Origin of the sequence: Pseudomonas sp. SWRI68 (assembly GCF_014269165.1) — a bacterium.
In the GTDB taxonomy this organism is placed as follows: Bacteria; Pseudomonadota; Gammaproteobacteria; order Pseudomonadales; family Pseudomonadaceae; genus Aquipseudomonas; species Aquipseudomonas capeferrum.
In genome coordinates this window covers 20,460-41,996 of the sequence record NZ_JABWRU010000015.1, presented here as the reverse complement: position 1 = coordinate 41,996, position 21,537 = coordinate 20,460, and the positions used below count along the sequence as shown (strand labels likewise).

Sequence of the window (21,537 nt, the reverse complement as noted above, 5' to 3'; positions counted from 1 at the left end):
TGTGCGGGCCGGCCAGTTGTGGCCGGCCATACGCTCAGCGCGGGGCGGTTTGATCCAGCACGGCGCGGGCCTGGGGGTTGAGGCTGTAGCATTTGTCGCTGCCCAGGTTGATGACGCCTTCGGCGCACAGCCGCTTGAGTACTTCACGCACACTGAGGAACGACAGCGGGATATCCAGTTGTTCCAGTTGCGCGTGCACACCACGCACGCCGATGCTGCGGCCATTGCGGTCTGCCACGTGCAGGGCATCGATCACTTTGAGCCGAATGAGGCTGGTGCGCAGGCCAAAGGTGCGCAGCAGCTCGCGAATCTGTTCATTACCAACACGTTCCTCGACGAAAGCGTCCTGTCCTTTGGGCGCCTTCCCCGGGGTGTGCCCGGCCTGCATTGAGGGTTGCGGGTTGTACATGTGAATGCTCCTTTTCGTGGACTAACCCGAAATGTGGTTGCCTCACTTACTAGGACGAATGAGAACGGAAAATCTGCAGCCCGCTCGAAAAAAAATTGCCTGTTGTTGTTCAAGACGTTCTACATCGTTGTAATACGTAAAATTTTCATTCAGCCATTCGTCTGATCGGGATGACCCCTGAATCCGAGGTGTGCCCGTGTTCTCAATTTCGCGTCCCATGACCCGTGCCAGCTTGGCCGCAGCCCTGGTCGCCTTCAGCATTGCCGCGCAAGCGCAGCCCGCCAGCGCCGATGCCAGCGCGCAGATCCGCCGTACCAGCTTCGGGGTACCGCACATCGTGGCCAAGGATGAGCGCGGCCTGGGGTATGGCATTGGTTATGCGTATGCCCAGGACAACCTGTGCCTGCTGGCCAACGAGGTGCTGACGGTGAGCGGCGAGCGGTCGCGCTATTTTGGTGCCAAGGCCAAGACCTTCGAGCAACGCGACAACCTGGCCAGTGACCTGTTTTTCACCTGGCTCAACACGCCGACTGCCGTGGGTGCGTTTCTAAACGCTCAGCCAGCGCCGGTGCGTGACCTGCTGGACGGCTATGCAGGTGGCTTCAACCGCGCCCTGGCCGAGCGCCGCAGCCAAGGGTTGCCGCCAGAGTGCGGAACTGGGGAGTGGGTGCGGTCGATCACCAGCCAGGACCTGGTCAAGTTGACCCGCCGGCTGTTGGCTGAAGGGGGTGTCGGCCAGTTCGTCGAGGCGTTGGCAGGGGCGCAGCCACCTTCGCTGACCAGCCAACGTGCGGCGGCCGGTTTTGCCACGGCGCTGGCTCGGCAGGCGCGTTTCGCTTCGGAACGAGGCAGCAACGCGGTGGCCGTCGGGTCGCAGCGCTCGGCCAACGGCCGTGGCCTGTTGCTGGCCAACCCGCATTTCCCGTGGATGGGCGGTATGCGCTTTTATCAAATGCAACTGACCATACCGGGCCAGCTGGACGTGATGGGGGCTGCATTGCCAGGCTTGCCGGTGGTGAACATCGGTTTCAACCACCACCTGGCCTGGACGCACACGGTCGACACGTCGAACCATTTCACGCTCTACCGTCTTCAGCTCGATCCGAAGGACCCGACCCGCTACCTGCTCGACGGCAAGTCGCTGCCGTTGATGCGCCAAGCTGTGAGCGTCACGGTCAAGGCCGAGGATGGCACCTTGAACCAGGTCGAACGTCAAGTCTATAGCTCGAAGTTCGGGCCCGTGGTGCAGTGGCCAGGGCGCCTGGACTGGGACGCGCAAGCCGCTTACAGCCTGCGCGACGCCAACCTGGACAATACCCGGGTGCTGCAGCAGTGGTACCGCATCAACCGGGCCGACAGCCTGGACGCGCTGAAGGGCTCGGTGGAGCAGTTGCAGGGCATCCCTTGGGTCAACACGCTTGCCGTGGATGAAGGCGGCCAAGCGCTGTACCTGAACCAGTCGGTGGTGCCCTATGTCGACCAGCAACTGCTGAGCACCTGCAGCTACCCGAAGGCCTCAGGGCGCCTGGTGGTGCTGGATGGCTCGCGCAGTGGCTGTGCGTGGAAGGTCGATGCGCAGGCCGCGCAGCCCGGGATCTTCCCGGCGCGATTGCTGCCCAGCCTTGAGCGCAAGGACTTTGTGCAGAATTCCAACGACCCCGCCTGGATGGCCAACCCCGCGCAGCCCTTGACCGGTTTTTCACCGCTGGTCAGCCGCAACGACCAGCCGCTGGGCATGCGCGGGCGTTTTGCCCTGAACCGCCTGCAAGGTAGCGCCAAGCTTGGCGTCGACGACCTGCAGCGCATGGTCACGGACGATGAAGTCTACCTCGCAAGCTTGCTGCTGCCGGACCTGCTGGCGTGGTGCAAAGGAGCCGAAGCGGACCTGCAGCCAGTGTGTGACAGCCTGTTGGCCTGGAACGGCAAGGCAGACCTGGACAGCGGCATTGGCCTGGTGCATTTCGAGAACATGTTCAATGCCCTGGCGGCCCACCCTGAAAGCTGGCGGGTGGCCTTCGACCCGGCGGACCCGCAGCACACGCCGCGCGGCCTGGCGGTCGAACAGGCGGCGGTGCGCAAGCTGTTGCGCGAGGCGGCCTTGGCGTCCTTGCAACAGGTGGGTAAAAGCGGAGTAGGGCGCGACAGCCAGTGGGGGCAGGTGCAGCAGGCTCTTGACGGTACGCCTGTACCGGGTGGCCCGCAGGGGCTTGGGGTCTATAACGCGATCCACAGCGTGCCGCATGGGCCGGGCAAGCGCCTGGTGGTCAGTGGTACCAGCTACCTGCAACTGGTCAGCTTCACCGATCAGGGCCCACAGGCTCGGGGGCTGCTGGCGTTCTCCCAGTCGAGCGAGGCGGGTTCGGCGCATGCCCATGACCAGACCAAGGCTTTCTCGGCCAAGCAGCTGGCAGTGATTCCGTTTACCGAGGCGCAGATCAAGGCGGACCCCGAGTATCGTGAATATGTGATCAGTGAGGGGGATAAAGGGGCAGTGGCTCAGCATTGAGCCTCTGTCCGAGGCGGTTGTCGTAGGAGCGGCCTCGCCGGGCGCTCCTACAAGCCGGTTGTCATCCGTTTGCAGAAAACTCGAACGGCGCCAGTTGAAAACCCTGCTCGTCAACCTGCAGGGTCCAACCTCGGCGGTCCCAGTCCCCCAGCACGATGCGCCGTGCGGGCTGGCCGTTCACCACCAGCTTGTGAATCGCCGGCCGGTGGGTATGGCCATGCACCAACGTCCTGACACCGTGCGCCGCCATCACCTTAGGCACTTCCTCTGGCGTGACGTCGACGATCTCGGTGGCCTTCATGCGGGTCTGCGAGCGGCTTTCGCTGCGCAGCTTGCGCGCCAGCTTGTGCCTCGAAGACAGCGGCAGGTGCCGCAAAATCCACAGGCTCAACGGGTTGCGCAAGTAACGACGCAGCTTCATGTAGGCCAGGTCCCGGGTGCACAGTGTGTCGCCGTGCATCAGCAATACCTGCTCACCGCCCAGTTCGATCACGCTCGGGTCAGCCAGCAAGGTGCAGCCGGCGGCATCGCAGAAATCCTGACCAATCAGGAAATCACGGTTGCCGTGCATCAGGTAGATCGCCGTACCGCTGTCGCTCAACTGGCGCATGGCTTGGCAAATCGATTGTTGGAAGGGCGTCATGGCATCGTCGCCGATCCAGGCTTCGAAGAAATCGCCAAGGATGTACAGGGCCTTGGCGTGACGCGCACGGCCGTCGAGCAGATCAAGAAACGCCCGGGTGATATCCGGGCGTTCTTCTTGCAGGTGCAGATCAGAGATCAGCAGTATCACTCAGACGATCTCGGCTTTCTCGATGATCACGTCTTCTTTAGGCACGTCCTGGTGGCCGGATTTGGAACCGGTGGAAACGGCTTCGATCTTGTCGACGACGTCTTGGCCTTCGGTCACTTTGCCGAACACGGCGTAACCCCAGCCCTGTGTGTTCTTGGCGGTGTGGTTGAGGAAGTCGTTGTTGGAGGCGTTGATGAAGAACTGCGCCGAGGCGGAGTGCGGCTCCATGGTACGGGCCATGGCGATGGTGTACTTGTCGTTCTTAAGGCCGTTGTCGGCTTCGTTCTGGATGCTGGCACGCTTGTCTTTCTTCTCGTTCATGCCTGGCTCGAAGCCGCCGCCCTGGATCATGAAGCCCTTGATCACGCGGTGGAACACGGTGTTCGAGTAGTGGCCGGCTTCAACGTAGGCCAGGAAGTTGGCAACGGTCACAGGGGCGCTTTCGGCGTCCAGTTGCAGGACGATGTCGCCGTGGTTGGTGCTCAGTTTGACTTTGGACATGCTGAAATTCGCTCTTACAGGGCATTCGGAAATAGGTTGCGCAGGTTCACGCTCAGTCACCTGACGCTGGATCGGGCTGCCGCGGCACACGTACGCGGGGCCCATTTTGCCGGATCGCGACAATTTGCTGCGATAAATCGCGCCACTTTGTCAGCGGCCGGCTGTCAGCAGCTTGACTGCTTCGGCTATGATAGGCCCTTTGATTCAATCGGCCTACCCAGGCCGGACACGTGCATTCAAGGATCCTATGAGCAAGCCCACTGCCGACAACGCGCCCAACGCCGCTGCCAAAGGCGCCCCCGCTGTCCCTGCGAACTTCCTGCGGCCGATCATCCAGGCCGACCTGGACTCGGGCAAGCACAGCAGCATCGTCACCCGTTTCCCGCCGGAGCCCAACGGCTACCTGCACATCGGTCACGCCAAGTCGATCTGCGTCAACTTTGGCCTGGCCAAGGAATTCGGTGGTGTCTGCCACCTGCGTTTCGATGACACCAACCCGGCCAAGGAAGACCAGGAGTACATCGACGCCATCCAAAGCGACGTCAAGTGGCTGGGCTTCGACTGGGCCGGCGATGTGCGCTACGCCTCCAATTACTTCGACCAGTTGCACGACTGGGCCGTCGAGCTGATCAAGCGTGGCAAGGCTTATGTCTGCGACCTGACCCCTGATCAGGCCAAGGAGTACCGCGGCAACCTCAAGGAGCCAGGCAAGAACAGCCCGTTCCGCGAGCGCAGCGTCGAAGACAACCTCGACCTGTTCGCCCGCATGAAGGCCGGCGAGTTCAAGGACGGCGAGCGCGTGCTGCGGGCCAAAATCGACATGGCGTCGCCGAACATGAACCTGCGCGACCCGATCCTCTACCGCATCCGTCATGCCCACCACCACCAGACCGGTGACAAGTGGTGCATCTACCCCAACTACGACTTTACCCACGGCCAGTCGGACGCCATCGAGGGTATCACCCACTCGATCTGCACCCTGGAATTCGAAGGGCATCGTCCGCTGTACGACTGGTTCCTGGACAACCTGCCGGTCCCGGCGCACCCGCGTCAGTACGAGTTCAGCCGCCTGAACCTGAACTACACCATCACTTCCAAGCGCAAGCTCAAGCAGTTGGTCGACGAGAAACACGTCGATGCCTGGGACGACCCGCGCATGTCGACCTTGTCCGGCTTCCGTCGCCGCGGCTACACGCCGGCGTCGATTCGCAACTTCTGCGAAATGATCGGCACCAACCGTTCCGACGGTGTGGTCGACATGTCGATGCTCGAATTCAGCATCCGTGACGACCTCGACCGAACCGCGCCACGCGCCATGTGCGTGCTGCGCCCGCTGAAAGTGGTCATTACCAACTACCCAGAAGGCCAGGTCGAGCAACTCGAACTGCCGCGCCATCCGAAGGAAGACATGGGTGTGCGGGTACTGCCGTTCGCACGCGAACTGTACATCGACCGCGACGACTTCATGGAAGAGCCGCCGAAGGGTTACAAGCGCCTGGAACCAGCCGGTGAAGTGCGCCTGCGTGGCAGCTACGTGATCCGGGCCGATGAGGCGATCAAGGATGCCGACGGCAACATCGTCGAGCTGCGCTGCTCGTACGACCCGGACACCTTGGGCAAGAACCCCGAGGGCCGCAAGGTCAAGGGCGTGATCCACTGGGTGCCGGCCGCAGGCAGCGTCGAATGCGAAGTGCGCCTGTACGACCGCCTGTTCCGCTCGCCTAACCCGGAAAAGACCGAGGACGGCGGCAGCTTCCTCGACAACATCAACCCGGACTCGCTGCAAGTGCTGACTGGCTGCCGTGCCGAACCGTCGCTGGGTCAGGCGCAGCCTGAAGACCGCTTCCAGTTCGAGCGTGAAGGCTACTTCTGCGCCGACCTCAAGGACAGCCAGCCGGGCCGCCCGGTGTTCAACCGCACCGTCACCCTGCGTGACTCCTGGGGCAGCTAAGGAACCGTCGTGCTTAACATCTACAACACGCTGAGCAAAACCAAGGAAGCCTTCAAGCCGCTCGATGGCAACAAGGTGCGCATGTACGTCTGCGGCATGACCGTGTACGACTACTGCCACCTTGGCCATGGTCGCAGCATGGTGGCCTTCGACCTGGTCACCCGCTGGCTGCGCAAGAGCGGCTATGAGCTGACCTATGTGCGCAACATCACCGACATTGACGACAAGATCATCAACCGGGCCAACGAGAACGGCGAGACGTTCGATGCGCTGACCGCCCGCATGATCGACGCGATGCACGAAGACGAGCGCCGCCTCAACATTTTGCCGCCGGATCAGGAGCCGCGTGCCACCGACCACATCGCTGGCATGCACGCGATGATCCAGACGCTGATCGACAAAGGTTACGCCTACGCGCCAGGTAACGGCGACGTGTACTACCGGGTAGGCAAATTCGTCGGTTACGGCAAGCTGTCGCGCAAGAAGATCGAAGACCTGCGCATCGGTGCGCGCATCGAAGTCGACGAGGCCAAGCAGGACCCGCTGGACTTCGTGCTGTGGAAGGGCGTCAAGCCGGGCGAGCCAAGCTGGGAATCGCCGTGGGGCCCGGGCCGTCCGGGCTGGCACATCGAGTGCTCGGTGATGTCCACCTGCTGCCTGGGCGAAAGCTTCGACATCCACGGCGGTGGCAGCGACCTGGAGTTCCCGCACCACGAGAACGAGATTGCCCAGAGCGAGGCCGCGACCGGCAAGCAGTACGCCAATGCCTGGATGCACTGCGGCATGATCCGTATCAATGGCGAGAAGATGTCCAAGTCGTTGAACAACTTCTTCACCATCCGTGACGTGCTTGAGAAGTACCACCCGGAGGTGGTGCGTTACCTGCTGGTGGCCAGCCACTATCGCAGTGCCATCAACTACTCCGAGGACAGCCTGCGCGATGCCAAGGGCGCTCTGGAGCGCTTCTACCACGCACTGCGCGGCCTGCCGCGCGTGGCGGCCAAAGGTGGCGAAGCGTTTGTCGAGCGCTTCAGCATGGCGATGAACGACGACTTCGGCACCCCGGAAGCCTGCGCTGTGCTGTTCGACCTGGTGCGCGAGATCAACCGCCTGCGTGACAGCGATCTTGAGGCTGCTGCTGGCCTGGCGGGTCGCCTGCGTGAGCTGGGTGATGTGCTGGGTGTGCTGCAGTTGGAGGCTGATGACTTCCTGCGGGCCGGCGCTGAAGGCAAGGTGGATGCTGCTGAGGTTGACAGCTTGATCCAGGCGCGGCTGCAGGCACGGGCTGACAAGAACTGGGCCGAGTCCGACCGTATCCGCGACCAGTTGACCGCCATGGGGGTGGTGCTGGAAGACAGCAAAGGCGCAACCACCTGGCGCCTGGCTGACTGATCGGCGCTGTGAAGGGGCTGCCAGGCAGCCCTTTCACGACACCTGGCCCAGGCTTCAAGCCTTGCGGCACACTACGAAACAGCAGAAACCGCTTTTCTTCCCAACACCGCACGCCCTTTCTTCATGCCGACCGCCAGCGCCAACAAGATCAACGCGATCGATAGCCAGTCCCATCCGCTCGGAACCTGATGCACGATCACGGCCGAGCTGACGATGCCGAACACCGGAATCAGCAACGACAATGGCGCCACCGTCGACACCGGGTACTCGCGCAGCAGGCAGTTCCACCCCCAATAGCAGAAGTGCGTCGCGGCATACACCTGAAACGCCAGTGAACAAGCGACGACGGTATTCGCTTGTGTAACCAGCGCCACAAACGGGCTTGTGCCGTGCAGCCACCAGGTCAACAACAGCAAGGGGGCCGGCGCAAAGAGGCTGGCCCACACGACGAAGGCGAATATCTCCCGCACCTTTGACAGCTTGATGATGACGTTGCCGATGCTCCAGGCCAGTGCGCTGATCATCACCAGGGTCAAACCGATGGTTGTTGTCTTGCCGGGGCTCGCGGCGAGTATGCCAAGCAAGCCGATTGCCGCCAGCACGATGCTGATCAGTTGGGGCCAGGCCAGGGGTTCGCGAAACAGCAAACAGCCCCAGGCCAGCGTAAAGAATGCACTGAACTGAATCAGCAACGAGGCGCTGCCTGGCGGCACACCCATGGCAATCCCCAGGTTGATCAACGCCCACATGGCGACGCCAAAGATCAAGCCATAAGCAGCCTGCCAGCCGATCGCGACATTCGGCCGCTTCACGAAAAACACCCACGGTAAGGCGCAGAGCGCAAAGCGGATGCCTGAGAGCAGGAGCGGGTCGACGTGGGCCAAGCCCAGTTTGGTGATCGGGAAGTTGATCCCCCAGAGCGCTGTGACCAGCACGGCGAGGATCAAGTGCTTTTTTTGCATTGTTTGACAGCCTTGTGAAGTCGCGGCAGGGGGCCTTGACGCCTTAGCCAATATGCCGCGGTCTGGTTTGGCCCGCTTTCAATTCAAGGTCAAATACCATTAAAATCAGGCCATGACGCATGCAGATGACACGCTATACGAAGACACCGCTTGCGATGTGGTGGTGACGAGGAGGGCTTTTGCCGATGGCGAACTGTTCCCGATGCACAGCCACAGGCGGGGCCAGTTTGCCTACGCCGCCTGTGGCGTGATCACGGTTGCAACTGGTTCGGGCACCTGGGCAGTGCCGCCATTGCGGGCCATCTGGGTGCCTGCCGAGCTTGCGCACGCTATGCACATGCGCGGCCCCGTCACCATGCTCAACGCCTATATTCGCCCGCAGTCAGCCCAGCGGGTCGGCCTTCCTGAGCACTGTCAGGTTTTTGCAGTTTCGCCCCTGGTGCGCGAGCTGCTTGAGAAGGCTATTGAAGTGCCCGCCCAGTATCCCGCGCAGGGGCGTGATGCGTGTTTGATGGGGCTGCTGCTTCATGAGATCGCCGGCATGCCGGGTGTGTCACTCAATGCCCCTATGCCCGAGGAGCCACGCCTTGCACGGGCGTGCAGGGCGTTTCTGGCGGAGCCCTCGTTGCAAACAGGCATCGACGGGATGGCGGAGCGCGCCAGCATGAGCCGGCGCACATTCACCCGCCAGTTTCGCCTGCACACCGGGATCAGTTTTAACGAATGGCGACAGCAGGCATGCTTGCTGGCAGCCGTGGTACGGCTGGGCAGTGGTGAGCCGGTTACGCGTGTTGCGACAGCGCTTGGGTACAGCAGTCCAAGCGCTTTCGCGACGGTGTTCAAGCGTTTGCTCGGTGCTGCTCCCAGCCGCTACTTCGCCGATCCCGCCAATGGGCAATGCAGCACCAGCTTGGCCCCGCCCAGTTCGCTGGAGCCGATTTCCAATCCGAACCCATGCAGGTCTACGATCGCCGCCACGATCGACAAACCCAGCCCGAAGCCCGGGTGACGGTGGCCTTCCTCGCTGCGATAGAAGCGCTTCAGCACAGCGGTGCGCTCTTCTTCAGGAATGCCCGGCCCAGTGTCCTCGATGGCGATATGCAGGCCCCGTTCATCCTGCGTCGCCGAAACCCGCACGCAGCCGCCCGCTGGCGTGAACTTGATGCCGTTGCCCACCAGGTTGGCCAGCGCCTCGAACAACAGTTCGCGGTCACCGTGCAGCGTCGGTAACTGTTCGGGCTGGTCCAATTCAAGCCGAATAGCGCCATCTTCGGCCAATGGCAGGTAGAAGTCGTGGAGTTCCACCAGCAGCCCATGTGGGTCGAGCTGAACGAAGCCGGCACGGCGCTGACGGTCTTCCAGTTCGCTGATACGCAACAAGCCGCGAAAGCGTGCCATCAGTGTGTCGGTTTCACCTATCGCCTGGTCGAGTGCCTCGGCCTGCGCCGAATCGCTGTCACTCTGCTGGCGAATACGGTACAGCTGGGCGCGCAGGCGGGTCAGTGGCGTGCGCAGGTCATGGGCGATGTTGTCGCACACACCCTTGACCTCATGCATCAACCGCTCGATGCGGTCGAGCATGGCATTGACGATGGCGGCCAGCATGTCCAGCTCGTCGCGCCGGGCCGACAGCGGCAGGCGGTGGGTGAGGTCGCCCGCCACGATCAGTTCGGCCTGGGCCTGAATGGCGCGGATGCGCTTGAGCGGTCTGCGCCGCAGCAGGTACCAGCCGGCAAAGCCTGGGATCAGGGTCAGGGAGATGCCCCAAAGCAGGGCATGCAGGATGATCCGGGTGACCACGAACAACGAGCCGTTGTCCCGCACCAGCACCAGCCAGCGGCCATCCTGCACCTTGATCGCCACGGCATCGCAGCTGTCGCGTGGCATGTGCGGGTCGTCGGCGTCCAGGCAGCGTTTGAGCTCATGGACCTTGCCGTCCAGGCCAAGCTCGGAGGGCAGGGTGCGAATACGCCCGCCAAGCGGGTTGAGTTGGGCATCGAACAGGCCGTAGGCGTCAAAGCTGCGCTCTTCGAAGGCCTGGCTGGCAATCAGCGCGTCGTCCAGTTGCTTGCCGCTCATGTGTGCGAACAGGTGCTGGCGCTGCAGCATGGAATGGCGGGTGAGTTTGTTCAGGTAGCTGGACACCTCGAAGTACAGCACCCCCATAAGGATGCTGCTCCAGGCCACGAACAGAAAGCTGTACAGCGCCAGCAGGCGGCTGGTCGAGGAGCTCCAGCCCTTAGACGGGTTCAGCAATGGCATAGCCCGAGCCCCGTACGGTACGGATCAGCGGCGATTGGCCGGGAGAGTCGATCTTCTTGCGCAGGCGGCCAATGTGGACATCGATCAGGTTGGTGCCGGGGTCGAAGTGATAACCCCAGACCTCCTCGAAAATCATCATCCGGGTGATGACCTGGCCACTGTGGCGCATCAGGTATTCCAGCAGCTTATATTCGGTGGGCAGCAGGTTGAGCGTGTGCTCGCCGCGCCGCGCTTCGTGGCTGATCAGGTCCAGTTGCAAGTCGGCGACCTGCAGGCGGGTCTGGGTCATGGGCACGCTGTTGCGACGCAGTAGTACCTCGACCCGGGCGGCCATCTCGTCCGAGGCAAAGGGCTTGGTCAGGTAGTCGTCACCCCCGGCACGCAGGCCGCGCACCCGTTCGTCGACGTCAGACAGGGCGCTGATCATCAGGATCGGCGTGGCGATCTTCAGGCTGCGCAGGGTGGTGACGATGGTCAGGCCATCGACTTCGGGCAGCATGCGGTCCAGGGTAATCAGGTCGTAGCCACCGGCAATCGCCTTGGCCAGGCCTTCCCGGCCATTGTCGGCCCAATCCACGTCCAGGCCGTGGCTGGAGAGTTCGGCGACGATTTCCTGGCCGGTGACGGCGTCGTCTTCGATGGTCAGTACGCGTGGCATGCTGGTTCCTGGGCGGCGAATAGAGGCTTGATTGTGCCAAAGAATAGACAAACGGCGATTTAAGAAAAATTCATCTGGGAATGCACGGTTGACCAAGCGGCCAAAAAAAAGGGCATGCCATTGCTTGGCATGCCCCGTTTTCAGGCTGTCGCAGCGCCTCAGGCGACCTTGACGATCCAGCCTGCCGGTGCTTCGACATCACCGCTCTGGATGCCGGTCAGCTCGTTGTAGAGCTTCTGGGTGACCGGGCCGACTTTTTCCAGGTCGTGGAACACGTGCAGCTTGCCGTTGTACTCGATGCCACCGATCGGGGTGATCACCGCGGCGGTACCGCAAGCGCCGGCTTCGATGAAGCGGTCGAGGTTGTTGATCTCGACATCGCCTTCGATCACTTTCAGGCCCAGGCGCGAGGACGCCAGTTCCATCAGCGACAGGCGGGTGATGCCTGGCAGCACGGAGGCCGATTTCGGCGTGATGAACTCGTTGTTGGCGGTGATGCCGAAGAAGTTGGCCGAACCGACTTCCTCGATCTTGGTGTGAGTCAGCGGATCGAGGTAGATGGCATCGGCGAAGTTGGCCTTCTTGGCTTCAGCGCCTGGCTGCAGGCTGGCGGCATAGTTGCCACCGACCTTGGCTGCGCCGGTGCCTTGCGGGGCGGCGCGGTCGAAGCTGGAAATCTGGAAGTTGTGCGGCTTCATGCCGCCCTTGAAGTACGAACCCACCGGGATGGCGAAGACCGAGAAGATGAACTCGGGTGCGGTACGCACGCCGATGTTGTCACCGGTGCCGATGACGAACGGGCGCAGGTACAGGGCGCCTTTGCCATGTGGCGGCACGAAGCGCTCGTTGGCCTTGACCACTTGCTTGCAGGCCTCGATGAACACATCGGTTGGCACGTGCGGCATCAGCAGGCGGGCGCAGCTGCGCTGCATGCGCGCGGCGTTCTGGTCTGGGCGGAACAGGTTGATCGAGCCGTCCTTGCAGCGGTAGGCCTTGAGGCCTTCGAAGCACTGCTGGCCGTAGTGCAGGGCAGTGGAGCCTTCACTGATGTGCAGTACGTTGTCTTCGGTCAGGGTGCCCTTGTCCCACTCGCCATTGCGCCATACGGACAGGTAGCGCTTGTCGGTCTTGATGTAGTCGAAGCCCAGCTTGTCCCAATTAATGCTCTCGTTACTCATGACACCCTCGATTGTCTTGCAGATGCCCGATTGCTCAGGCTGCTGTTATATGCGCACCACGCCACGATAATACATCCGTCGCGGATCGGGAACGGCCAGTCACGAATTGCTGGCCGCTGATGCGGGGTTGCTGGCTTTAAAGCTGCCAGTAATCATCCAGCGCGAGCCGTTCGAGCAGTACCGCATCATGGGAAACCACCACCAGCGCCCCCCGAAATCCCCGAAGCATGCATTCCAACGCCTCCAGTGATGGAAGGTCCAGGTGGTTGCTGGGCTCATCCAGCAACAGCATGTCTAGCGGTCGCTCGCGGTACAGCACAGCGGCCAGTGAGGCCTTCAGCCGTTCACCGCCACTGAGCAGGGCGCTGGGCAGCTCGATGCGCCCCGCATCGAGGCCCAGTTGCGCCAGCCGACAACGCAAATCACTCAGTGCCAGCGTTGGGTTGGCCTGTCGCAAGTGGTCGAGCACGGTGGTTTGCCCCGGTAGCACGCTGCAGCGCTGGTCGAGTAAAGCCACTTCGCCGGTCACGCGGACGGTGTCGGATGGCACGGCTAGCGTTCCGTTGAGCACTTGCAGCAGGGTGGACTTGCCAGTGCCGTTGGCGCCGACCAGGCCTACACGCTGGCCCAGACACAGCCGCAGGCACAAGGGCTTGCGGTTGCCGTGCGGCAGGCGTAGCTGATGCACGGCCAGTACTTCCCTCCCTGGGTGGCGTTGAGGCGTCGGTGTGTGCAGGATGATGGTGCTGCTCTGTTCAACCTCGCGGGCTGCATCACGGACTTGGCCCTGTAGGGCCTGCAAGGCATCGCGATGGTCGCGTCGTTGTTTGCCAGCCGTGGCCTGGCTGCGCTCATGCTGGCGATCCAGCAGAATTTTCGCCTGGTTTGCATGCTTGGCCTGCCGCCCGGCACGCGCCTGGTGGCGCTCAAGGTCTTCGCGCTGGCGCTGTAACTGGTGGGCGTGACGTTGACGCTCCAGTTTGAGCCGCGCAAGTTGCTGCTGGGCCACTTCCGTCTGCTTGGTTTTTTGCGTGACATAAAGGTTGAAATTGCCTCCAAATGCCTGCAAGCCGAGGCTGGACAGCTCGACGATACGCGCCATGTGCTGAAGCAGGCTGCGGTCGTGGCTGATAACCAGCAAGCCGCGGTCCCAGGCCTGGATCATGCTGAGCAACTGTGCGCGGGCTTCGGCGTCCAGATGATTGCTCGGTTCGTCGAGGATCAAATAGTCGGCGTCGCTGAGCCAGGCACCGATCAAGGCCACGCGCATGGCCTGGCCACCGCTGAGGCTGCGGGCAGGTTGGCGCCAGTCGAGTTGGCCGAGGCCCTGTCGGTCAAGGTGCACCTGGAGTTGCTCGCGAATATCCCAGCGCTCACCCACTGTGTCGTAATCGACGGGGTCGACGCTGCCTTGTTCAATACGCTTCAACGCCGCGATCACCGTGCCCGCCTGGGCAAGGTCAGCTACCGTGGTGCTTTGCTGGATGACCTGTTGATGCAGGTGGTGAATGCGACCCTGGCGAAGGCAGCGCCCGCTTGTGGGTTCGCGCTGACCAGCCAGTAACTGTCCAAGCAGGCTTTTACCCACGCCATTGCGCCCGACCAGCCCCGTACGGCGCTGATCGAACGATTCGTTGAGATTGGAAAACAGCAGCCTGCCATCAGGCAAAGCCAAGGAGACGCTATCCAGCGTCAGGATCGACGTATTCGTCATGCACAACTCCACTCAATGCCGCGACATCTCCGGAGCAAGCCGGAGGCTGAAGGCTGGCCGTCGAAAAGACGGCGGCATCAATGGCGCATTGGACGAACACCTCGCAGGAGTGGAATACGGATCGTATCGAACCGGTGAAGGCAGGTAAAGCGCCTTCCGCCGATAGGCCTCAGTGCACTTGCAGGCGCTTGTTCCAGTCACCGTTGTGGCTGCGGCTACAGGCCTCTTCACTGTCAAAACGCACATGCCAGGCTGGATGATCCAAGCGTATCCCTACTTCATCGAGCGCCTGACAGGTCAGCGCCAGCATGCGCGCCTTGGCCACCCCAGCCAGCGCTGCAGCTTTGTCTGCCTCGCGCTGGAAAACCCAGGTGATGCGCAAGCTTGCGGGAAAGTTGTCGGGGTCGAGGCGGTGGGTGAGCCAGGTGAACCCGACGATTTCTGCCTTGGCCGTATCGCAGGCCTCCGTCAGGCAAACTACCAGTTCACGCTCCACACGTGCCACCTCGCGCTTACCCATAGCCTTCATTGGGCAGCCTCATCATCAATTTGCTGGCAAAAACGCAAGCGGTTGCCGAACGGGTCGTACACCTGCATCTGCAGGCCCCAGTCCAGGCGTTCGGCCTCAGGGCGGGCGTAGCCGTAGCGTTTGGCCTGCAGTTCGCCTTCGAGGGCGCGCAGGTCGTCGATGCGGGCAAATACGGTTGAACCAGGGGTAGCGTCTCCATGGTGCTCGGTCAGGTGCAGGATCAGCCCGTCGCGATGAATTTGCGCGTACAGGGGCAGGTCCGGGCTGAAGCGGTGCTCCCAGTCGAGGCTGAAACCGAGAAAATCGAGGTAGAACTCTTTGGCCTTGTCGACCGAGAAAATACGCAGTACCGGAATGGCGGGGGCGAGCGGCATAAGGCGTCCTTGACCGTTGGCAAAGGTGCCACTGTAGCGCAGTTAGGCGGTCGCCTGCGCGTCTCTGGCTGCCGGGCCGACGGCAATGGTTGACCACCTGCCGGCCACTGCGTAGCCTTGCCAGTTCGAGGTTCTTCGGCCAGGCCGAAGCTAAGACGGGAACGCGGTACATGCCGCGGCTGCCCCCGCAACTGTAAGCACCGACAAAGGATCGACACAGCCACTGCGCAAACCGCGCGGGAAGGCGTCATCCGGCCAGCCTTGCTCTTTACCGAGCGGCGGGCATGGTGCGAGCCAGGAGACCTGCCTCGAAGCGCTTTCGACTTTCAACCGGGCGGGGTGATCCGGTGGCGAACAAGCCCGGCCGACCTGGCCCGTGGCTGTCGTCCTGCATGCCCGCGCCATCTGCCAAGGGCACCGCGACATGAAAACACTGGCCAAACTCCCCGTCACCATCGTTACCGGCTTCCTCGGCTCAGGCAAGACCACCTTGCTGCGGCACATGCTCGACAACGCCCAGGGCCGCCGTATCGCGGTGATCGTCAACGAATTCGGCGAACTGGGCATCGATGGCGAAATCCTCAAGCAGTGCAGCATCGGCTGCACCGAAGAAGAAGCCAGCGGCCGCGTTTACGAACTGGCCAATGGCTGCCTGTGCTGCACCGTACAGGAAGAATTCTTCCCGGTAATGCGCGAACTGGTCGCGCGCCGTGGCGACCTCGACCACATCCTCATCGAAACCAGTGGGCTGGCCTTGCCCAAGCCGTTGGTACAGGCCTTCCAGTGGCCGGAAATTCGCAACGCCTGCACCGTCGACGCGGTGATCACCGTGGTCGACAGCCCGGCCGTGGCTGCCGGTACCTTTGCCGCCTACCCGGACCAGGTGGATGCACAGCGCAAACTCGACCCTAACCTGGACCACGAGTCGCCGCTGCACGAACTGTTCGCCGACCAGTTGGCCAGCGCCGACCTGGTGGTGCTGAACAAGGCCGACCTGATCGACGCCGAAGGCCTGGCCAAGGTTCGCGCCGAAGTCGCCGAAGAGCTGCCGCCCGCCGTCAAGGTGGTCGAGGCCAGCAGCGGTCGCCTGCCGCTGGAAGTGCTGCTGGGGGTGGGCGCCGAGTCCGAGGCGCACATCGACGGCCGCCGTACCCACCATGATTCGCACCACGATGGCGATGACCACGACGATCATGACCACGACGCCTTCGATTCGATCTCCATCGACCTGCCCGAGGCTGACGAAAGCCTGTTGCTCGATGCCCTGACCCAACTGGTGGTCGAGTTCGGCATCCTCCGCGCCAAAGGCTTCGCCGCCATCCCGGGCAAGCCAATGCGCCTGCTGGTGCAGGGCGTGGGTACCCGCTTCGACAAGCACTTCGACCGCGCCTGGCGCGCCGACGAACCGCGTATCACGCGGTTGGTACTGATCGGCCAAGCGCTTGACGCTGCGCAACTCGAAGCGCGTCTGCGCCAAGCACTGGGCGCCTGACCCATGCACCTGCTGCGGACCCAGCCCGGCGGCTTCGTGCCGGATGACAGCATCGCCGACCTCGGCCAGAGCCCCGCCGACCTGGTGATCCTCTGCAGTGGTGATTCACACCTGGCATTGCTCGCCGACACGGCCGAGCAATTGCCTGACGACTTCCCCAGTTTGCGCCTGGCCAACCCGATGCAGGTGCAGAACCATGCCTCGGTCGACTTGTATGTCGACCAGGTACTGCGCCATGCCAAGGTCATTCTGGTGTCGCTGCACGGTGGCGTTGGCTACTGGCGCTATGGCGTCGAGCAACTGGTCGCGCTGGCGGCCCAAGGCGTGCAGCTGATCCTGGTGCCGGGCGACGACCGCCCGGACCCGGAGCTGACGGGCCTGGGCACGGTGACCGGCGAGCAGGCCGAGCGCCTCTGGCACTACCTGCGCCAGGGCGGCAAGGCCAATGCCATCAACCTCTTCAACTGCCTGGCCAACCAGTTGTTGGGCCGCGATTATCGCTGGGACGAGCCGCAGCCCTTGCCGCGCACCTCGGTGTACCACCCGGCCAAGGGCAGTGCAGCGCTTGAAGACTGGTATGCGCAGTGGCGCCCCGATCACCCGGTGGCACCGCTGCTGTTCTATCGCTCTCACCTGCAGGCGGCCAATACTGCTTTTATCGACGTATTCTGCAATCGCTTGCTGGCGGCCGGGGTCAACCCTTTGCCGATCGCCGTCGCCAGCCTCAAGGAAAGCGCCTGCCTGGAACAGGTCGAGGCCTGGTTGGACGAGGTCGGTGCCGAGGTGTTGATCAATACCACGGGTTTTGCCTTGTCCAGCCCCGAGCGCCCCAACCTGCGCCCGTTCCGCCGCGATATCCCGGTACTGCAGGCTATTTGCGCGCAAGACAACCAACCCGCCTGGGAAACCAGCGAGCAAGGCCTGGGCGCGCGCGACCTGGCCATGCACATTGCCTTGCCGGAGCTGGACGGGCGCATCATCACGCGCCCGGTCAGCTTCAAGGACATGGCCTGGCGCAGCGAGCGCAGCCAGTCCGACGTGGTCTGCTACCGCGCCCATCCCGAGCGCATGGACTTCGTCGCTGAGCTGGCCCGGCGCTGGGTAGCGCTGGCCCGCTTGCCCAATGACCAGAAGCGCGTGGCCCTGGTGCTGGCCAATTACCCGACCCGCGACGGCCGAATTGGCAACGGTGTGGGGCTGGACACGCCGGCGGCTGCGTTGAACATCCTCAAGGCGCTGCAGGGCGAAGGGTATCCGCTGGCCGACCTGCCGGGCACGGGCACCCAATTGATCCACCAGTTGCTGGGCGGCGTGACCAACGACCTCGACCATCTGGACCAGCGCCCCTGCGCGCAGAGCCTGAGCCTGGATGACTATCAGGCAGCGTTTTCCCGCCTGCCGGAGGCCAATCGCCAAGCGGTGCTGGAGCGTTGGGGGGCGCCGGAACACGACCCCATGTACCGCAGTGGGCGGCTGATGGTGGCAGGCCTGCGCTTCGGCCAGACCTTCGTCGGTATCCAGCCGGCACGCGGCTACCAGGTTGATCAAAGTGCGGTGTACCACGACCCCGACCTGGTGCCGCCACACGGGTACCTGGCGTTTCATTTCTGGCTGCGCCATGCCTTTGCTGCCGATGCGGTGATTCACGTTGGCAAGCACGGCAATCTGGAGTGGCTGCCCGGCAAGGGGGTCGGCCTGTCGGCGCAATGCTGGCCAGACGCGCTGCTCGGCCCGTTGCCGAACATCTACCCGTTCATCGTCAACGACCCGGGGGAGGGCGCGCAGGCCAAGCGCCGCACCCAGGCGGTCATCATCGATCACCTGATGCCGCCGTTGACCCGCGCCGAAACCTACGGCCCGCTGCGTCACCTGGAGCAACTGGCCGACGAATTCTATGAGGCGCAGCTGCTCGACCCGCGGCGGGCCCGTGAGCTGCAACGCGACATCCTGGAACTGGTCAAGGCCAACCACATCGATCGCGAACTGCAACTGGAAGGCCAGCTGGACGATGCCGCCGTATGGCTGCCGCGCCTGGACACCTACCTGTGCGACCTCAAGGAATCGCAGATCCGCGATGGCTTGCATGTGTTTGGCCAGTCTCCCGAAGGTAGGCTGCGCCTGGACACCTTGCTGGCGTTGCTGCGCGTGGAGCGCGGCGACGGCCGGGGTGGCAATGCCAGCCTGTTGCGCACACTGGCCAAGGCCCTGGTGCCCGGCTTCGACCCACTCGATTGTGACCTCGGGCAGCCTTGGCAGGGCGTGTGCCCAGCGTTTTTGCAGGCAGTGAGCGACGCGCCATGGCGCACCTGCGGTGATACCCGTGAGCGCCTTGAACTGCTGGCCCTGCAGGTGATCGAACAGGCACTGGACGGAGCTTCGGCACTGCCTGCGGTGAGCGAATGGCAACCGGTGCACGAAGTGGTGCAAGCGCTGTGTGCAACGGTGGCGCCGAGCCTGGATGCCTGTGGTGCGGCAGAAATCGACGGCCTGCTGGCGGCCCTGGCTGGCCGCTTCGTCCCGGCGGGCCCCAGTGGCGCACCAAGCCGCGGGCGCCTGGACGTGCTGCCCACCGGTCGCAACTTCTATACCGTGGATGTGCGTAACCTGCCCACCACCACGGCCTGGCGCCTGGGTTTCGCGTCGGCGAACCTGATTCTCGAACGCCACTTGCAGGACCACGGCGACCACCTGCGCCAACTGGGCCTGTCGGTATGGGGCACAGCGACCATGCGCACCGGCGGTGACGACATCGCCCAGGCCATGGCCCTGATGGGTGTGCGCCCGGTCTGGGCCACCGGCAGCCAGCGGGTCGACGATTTCGAAATCCTGCCGCTGGGCGTGCTTGATCGCCCGCGGGTGGATGTGACCTTGCGCGTCTCGGGGTTTTTCCGCGATGCCTTCGGCAACCTGATTCGCTTGTTCGATGCCGCCGTTCAGGCCGTGGCGGCGCTGGATGAGCCCGATGACCTCAACCCGCTGGCAGCACGGGTGCGCAACGAGCGCGAAACGCTGCAGGCACAGGGCGTCGACGCCGAGCAGGCGGCCCGCCAGGCTGGCTGGCGAGTGTTCGGGGCCAAGCCCGGTGCTTATGGCGCTGGCGTGCAGAACGCCATCGATGGCCGTTTGTGGCACAGCCGCGACGACCTGGCCGAGGTCTACCTCAACCACGGCGGCTACGCTTACGGCGCAAGCGACGAGGGCACCCCGGCCCGCGCCCAGTTTGCGCACCGCCTGGGCCAGGTCCAGGCGGTGTTGCAGAACCAGGACAACCACGAGCACGACGTGCTCGATTCCAACGATTACTACCAGTTCCAAGGTGGCATGCTGGCCGCCTCTGAAACCTTGTCTGGCGCGTCGGTAGCCAGTTATCACGGCGACCACAGCCAGGTCGACCGGCCGCGTATCCGCACCCTCAAGGAAGAGCTGAACCGGGTCATCCGGGCCCGTGCGCTCAACCCGAAGTGGATCGACGGGGTGAAGCGCCATGGTTACAAAGGCGCCTTCGAGATGGCGGCGACAGTCGACAACCTGTTCGCCTTCGACGCTACCACGCACCTAATCGACGACCATCATTATCAGTCCCTGGCCGATGCCTACGTGCTCGACCCGGCGACCCGCGACTTTATGCGCGAGCACAACCCCGAGGCCCTGCGCGACCTTACCGAGCGTTTGTTGGAGGCCCAGCAACGCGGCCTCTGGGAGGCGCCTGGCGACTACCGCGAAGCCCTTGAGGAGCAGTTGCTCGACGGCGAGGAACAGGCTTGAAATGAGTGAACCCGTACAATTTCCGCTGGCTGCAGTGGTCGGTGCCGATGAGCTGAAACTGGCCCTGTGCCTGACCGCCATCGACCCGAAAATCGGAGGCGTGCTGATCGAAGGCCCGCGCGGCATGGCCAAAAGCACCTTGGCCCGCGGCCTTGCCGACCTGCTCGGCGAAGGCCCGTTCGTCACGCTGCCATTGGGCGCCAGCGAAGAGCGCTTGGTCGGCACCCTCGACCTGGACGCTGCACTGGGGCAGGGCAAGGCACAGTTTTCGCCGGGCGTGTTGGCCCAGGCCGATGGCGGTGTGCTGTACGTGGACGAGGTCAACCTGCTGCCCGATACCTTGGTCGACCTGTTGCTCGACGTGGCAGCCAGCGGCACCAACCGCATCGAGCGCGACGGCATCTCGCACCGGCATAGCGCCCGCTTTGTGCTGATTGGCACCATGAACCCGGAAGAAGGCGAGTTGCGCCCGCAGTTGCTCGACCGTTTTGGCTTGAATGTGGCACTAGAAGGTTTGCCCGAGCCGCACGCGCGCCAGCAGATCATCCGTCGCCGCCTGGCGTTCGACAGCGACCCGCAGGCCTTTTGCGCGCAATGGGCGGCCGCCCAGGCGCAACTGCGTGAGCGTTGCCAGCAAGCGCGCCACGCCCTTGCCTTGATTGCCTTGGACGATCAGGCCCTGGCCTGGATCACCGAGCGCTGTTATGCCGCCGGGGTCGATGGCCTGCGTGCTGACCTGGTCTGGCTGCGCGCTGCACGGGCGCATTGCGCCTGGCGCGGGGGCGCGGCCATAGAAGAAGCCGATGTGGACGCGGTGGCCGAGTTCGCCCTGCGCCATCGCCGCCGGGTGACGCCGCAGCAACAACAGCCGCCTTCGACGCCGCCCGAGGCAGGCCAGCAGGGTGCAGACAATCAAGGCGGGCAGGGTGATTGGGGTGCGCTGCCACCTCAACCGGTAGTGAGTGGCGCGCGTCGCGAGGTGCCGAACTGGGCAAAAAAGCCCTGAGCATCCGCCCACGGCAGGCTCAAGGGGCGGATGCCAGACCACGCG

The 21,537-nt window shown here is 63.4% G+C and carries 16 protein-coding genes, 1 pseudogene and 1 riboswitch; of the genes and pseudogenes, 7 read left to right on the top strand and 10 right to left on the bottom strand.

Features of this window, described 5'->3' with window-relative positions; translation table 11 throughout:
• Positions 1-34: 34 nt before the first annotated feature.
• On the bottom strand, positions 35-409 hold the full coding sequence (locus HU770_RS19560; RefSeq protein ID WP_186655724.1) for a fe2+ zn2+ uptake regulation protein: 375 nt from the start codon (positions 407-409) through the stop codon (positions 35-37).
• A 196-nt stretch (positions 410-605) separates the two neighbouring features.
• Here HU770_RS19560 and HU770_RS19555 point away from each other — a divergent pair, with 196 nt between their 5' ends.
• The gene (locus HU770_RS19555; RefSeq protein WP_186655721.1) at positions 606-2,915 is read left to right on the top strand and encodes a penicillin acylase family protein; all 2,310 of its coding nucleotides are present in this window, start codon (positions 606-608) and stop codon (positions 2,913-2,915) included.
• A gap of 61 nt (positions 2,916-2,976) precedes the next feature.
• Here HU770_RS19555 and HU770_RS19550 read toward each other — a convergent pair whose 3' ends face one another.
• Together HU770_RS19550 and HU770_RS19545 are read right to left on the bottom strand one after the other, a co-directional pair.
• Entirely contained in the window at positions 2,977-3,708 is a 732-nt protein-coding gene (locus HU770_RS19550) for a UDP-2,3-diacylglucosamine diphosphatase (protein WP_186665055.1), read from the bottom strand.
• Positions 3,709-4,209: a peptidylprolyl isomerase gene (locus HU770_RS19545; protein ID WP_186655717.1), complete on the bottom strand. Its 501-nt coding sequence runs from the start codon at positions 4,207-4,209 to the stop codon at positions 3,709-3,711.
• A 247-nt stretch (positions 4,210-4,456) separates the two neighbouring features.
• On the opposite strand from HU770_RS19545, the gene HU770_RS19540 reads away from it, so the two are divergent.
• Both HU770_RS19540 and cysS read left to right on the top strand, forming a co-directional pair.
• Positions 4,457-6,160: a glutamine--tRNA ligase/YqeY domain fusion protein gene (locus HU770_RS19540; protein WP_033698273.1), complete on the top strand. Its 1,704-nt coding sequence runs from the start codon at positions 4,457-4,459 to the stop codon at positions 6,158-6,160.
• A gap of 9 nt (positions 6,161-6,169) precedes the next feature.
• A complete protein-coding gene (gene cysS / locus HU770_RS19535) occupies positions 6,170-7,552 on the top strand; it encodes a cysteine--tRNA ligase (RefSeq protein ID WP_186655715.1) in 1,383 nt (460 codons plus the stop codon).
• 71 nt (positions 7,553-7,623) lie between these two features.
• Here the strand turns inward: cysS and HU770_RS19530 are convergent, their stop codons facing one another.
• Positions 7,624-8,514: an EamA family transporter gene (locus HU770_RS19530; RefSeq protein WP_186655712.1), complete on the bottom strand. Its 891-nt coding sequence runs from the start codon at positions 8,512-8,514 to the stop codon at positions 7,624-7,626.
• Between the two features lie 112 nt (positions 8,515-8,626).
• Between HU770_RS19530 and HU770_RS19525 the strand changes: the two are divergent.
• Positions 8,627-9,394 (top strand): annotated as a pseudogene (locus HU770_RS19525) (helix-turn-helix transcriptional regulator); the annotation flags it as partial.
• Here HU770_RS19525 and HU770_RS19520 read toward each other — a convergent pair.
• The 6 genes from HU770_RS19520 to HU770_RS19495 form a co-directional block, all read right to left on the bottom strand.
• Complete coding sequence (locus HU770_RS19520; RefSeq protein ID WP_186655707.1) at positions 9,385-10,776, bottom strand: HAMP domain-containing sensor histidine kinase; 1,392 nt, start codon at positions 10,774-10,776, stop codon at positions 9,385-9,387. The pseudogene HU770_RS19525 and the gene HU770_RS19520 sit on opposite strands and share 10 nt — an antisense overlap.
• Positions 10,754-11,434 (bottom strand): response regulator transcription factor, encoded by a 681-nt coding sequence (locus tag HU770_RS19515; protein WP_033698266.1) that lies wholly within the window; start codon positions 11,432-11,434, stop codon positions 10,754-10,756. The genes HU770_RS19520 and HU770_RS19515 overlap by 23 nt, the downstream gene beginning before the upstream one ends.
• A gap of 158 nt (positions 11,435-11,592) precedes the next feature.
• Positions 11,593-12,612: a branched-chain amino acid aminotransferase gene (locus HU770_RS19510; protein WP_047583041.1), complete on the bottom strand. Its 1,020-nt coding sequence runs from the start codon at positions 12,610-12,612 to the stop codon at positions 11,593-11,595.
• 136 nt (positions 12,613-12,748) lie between these two features.
• Positions 12,749-14,326 (bottom strand): ABC-F family ATP-binding cassette domain-containing protein, encoded by a 1,578-nt coding sequence (locus HU770_RS19505; protein WP_186665053.1) that lies wholly within the window; start codon positions 14,324-14,326, stop codon positions 12,749-12,751.
• Between the two features lie 169 nt (positions 14,327-14,495).
• Positions 14,496-14,855, bottom strand: coding sequence for a hypothetical protein (locus HU770_RS19500; protein ID WP_186665051.1), 360 nt, complete (start codon positions 14,853-14,855; stop codon positions 14,496-14,498).
• Positions 14,852-15,229, bottom strand: coding sequence for a glyoxalase superfamily protein (locus HU770_RS19495; protein ID WP_033698262.1), 378 nt, complete (start codon positions 15,227-15,229; stop codon positions 14,852-14,854). Before HU770_RS19495 ends, HU770_RS19500 begins: the two co-directional genes overlap by 4 nt.
• 111 nt (positions 15,230-15,340) lie before the next feature.
• A riboswitch (cobalamin riboswitch) is annotated at positions 15,341-15,555 on the top strand.
• Positions 15,556-15,653: 98 nt separating this feature from the next.
• Between HU770_RS19495 and cobW the strand changes: the two genes are divergently transcribed.
• From cobW to HU770_RS19480, 3 genes are read left to right on the top strand one after another with little or no spacing between them, the layout of a single operon-like run.
• Positions 15,654-16,721, top strand: a complete 1,068-nt coding sequence (gene cobW, locus HU770_RS19490; protein WP_186655698.1) for a cobalamin biosynthesis protein CobW — start codon at positions 15,654-15,656, stop codon at positions 16,719-16,721.
• A gap of 3 nt (positions 16,722-16,724) precedes the next feature.
• A complete protein-coding gene (cobN, locus tag HU770_RS19485; protein ID WP_186665049.1) occupies positions 16,725-20,486 on the top strand; it encodes a cobaltochelatase subunit CobN in 3,762 nt (1,253 codons plus the stop codon).
• Position 20,487: 1 nt separating this feature from the next.
• A complete protein-coding gene (locus HU770_RS19480) occupies positions 20,488-21,492 on the top strand; it encodes an AAA family ATPase (protein WP_033698257.1) in 1,005 nt (334 codons plus the stop codon).
• The last annotated feature ends 45 nt before the right edge of the window (positions 21,493-21,537 follow it).

Bases quoted from the DNA above. Each gene is read 5' to 3' on its own strand.
- HU770_RS19510 (WP_047583041.1), bottom strand. From the start codon at position 12,612: ATGAGTAACGAGAGCATTAATTGGGACAAGCTGGGCTTCGACTACATC.
- HU770_RS19480 (WP_033698257.1), top strand. From the start codon at position 20,488: ATGAGTGAACCCGTACAATTTCCGCTGGCTGCAGTGGTCGGTGCCGAT.
- HU770_RS19515 (WP_033698266.1), bottom strand. From the start codon at position 11,434: ATGCCACGCGTACTGACCATCGAAGACGACGCCGTCACCGGCCAGGAA.
- HU770_RS19545 (WP_186655717.1), bottom strand. From the start codon at position 4,209: ATGTCCAAAGTCAAACTGAGCACCAACCACGGCGACATCGTCCTGCAA.
- HU770_RS19540 (WP_033698273.1), top strand. From the start codon at position 4,457: ATGAGCAAGCCCACTGCCGACAACGCGCCCAACGCCGCTGCCAAAGGC.
- HU770_RS19530 (WP_186655712.1), bottom strand. From the start codon at position 8,514: ATGCAAAAAAAGCACTTGATCCTCGCCGTGCTGGTCACAGCGCTCTGG.
- HU770_RS19560 (WP_186655724.1), bottom strand. From the start codon at position 409: ATGTACAACCCGCAACCCTCAATGCAGGCCGGGCACACCCCGGGGAAG.
- HU770_RS19495 (WP_033698262.1), bottom strand. From the start codon at position 15,229: ATGCCGCTCGCCCCCGCCATTCCGGTACTGCGTATTTTCTCGGTCGAC.
- cobN (WP_186665049.1), top strand. From the start codon at position 16,725: ATGCACCTGCTGCGGACCCAGCCCGGCGGCTTCGTGCCGGATGACAGC.
- cobW (WP_186655698.1), top strand. From the start codon at position 15,654: ATGAAAACACTGGCCAAACTCCCCGTCACCATCGTTACCGGCTTCCTC.
- HU770_RS19505 (WP_186665053.1), bottom strand. From the start codon at position 14,326: ATGACGAATACGTCGATCCTGACGCTGGATAGCGTCTCCTTGGCTTTG.
- HU770_RS19520 (WP_186655707.1), bottom strand. From the start codon at position 10,776: ATGCCATTGCTGAACCCGTCTAAGGGCTGGAGCTCCTCGACCAGCCGC.
- HU770_RS19500 (WP_186665051.1), bottom strand. From the start codon at position 14,855: ATGAAGGCTATGGGTAAGCGCGAGGTGGCACGTGTGGAGCGTGAACTG.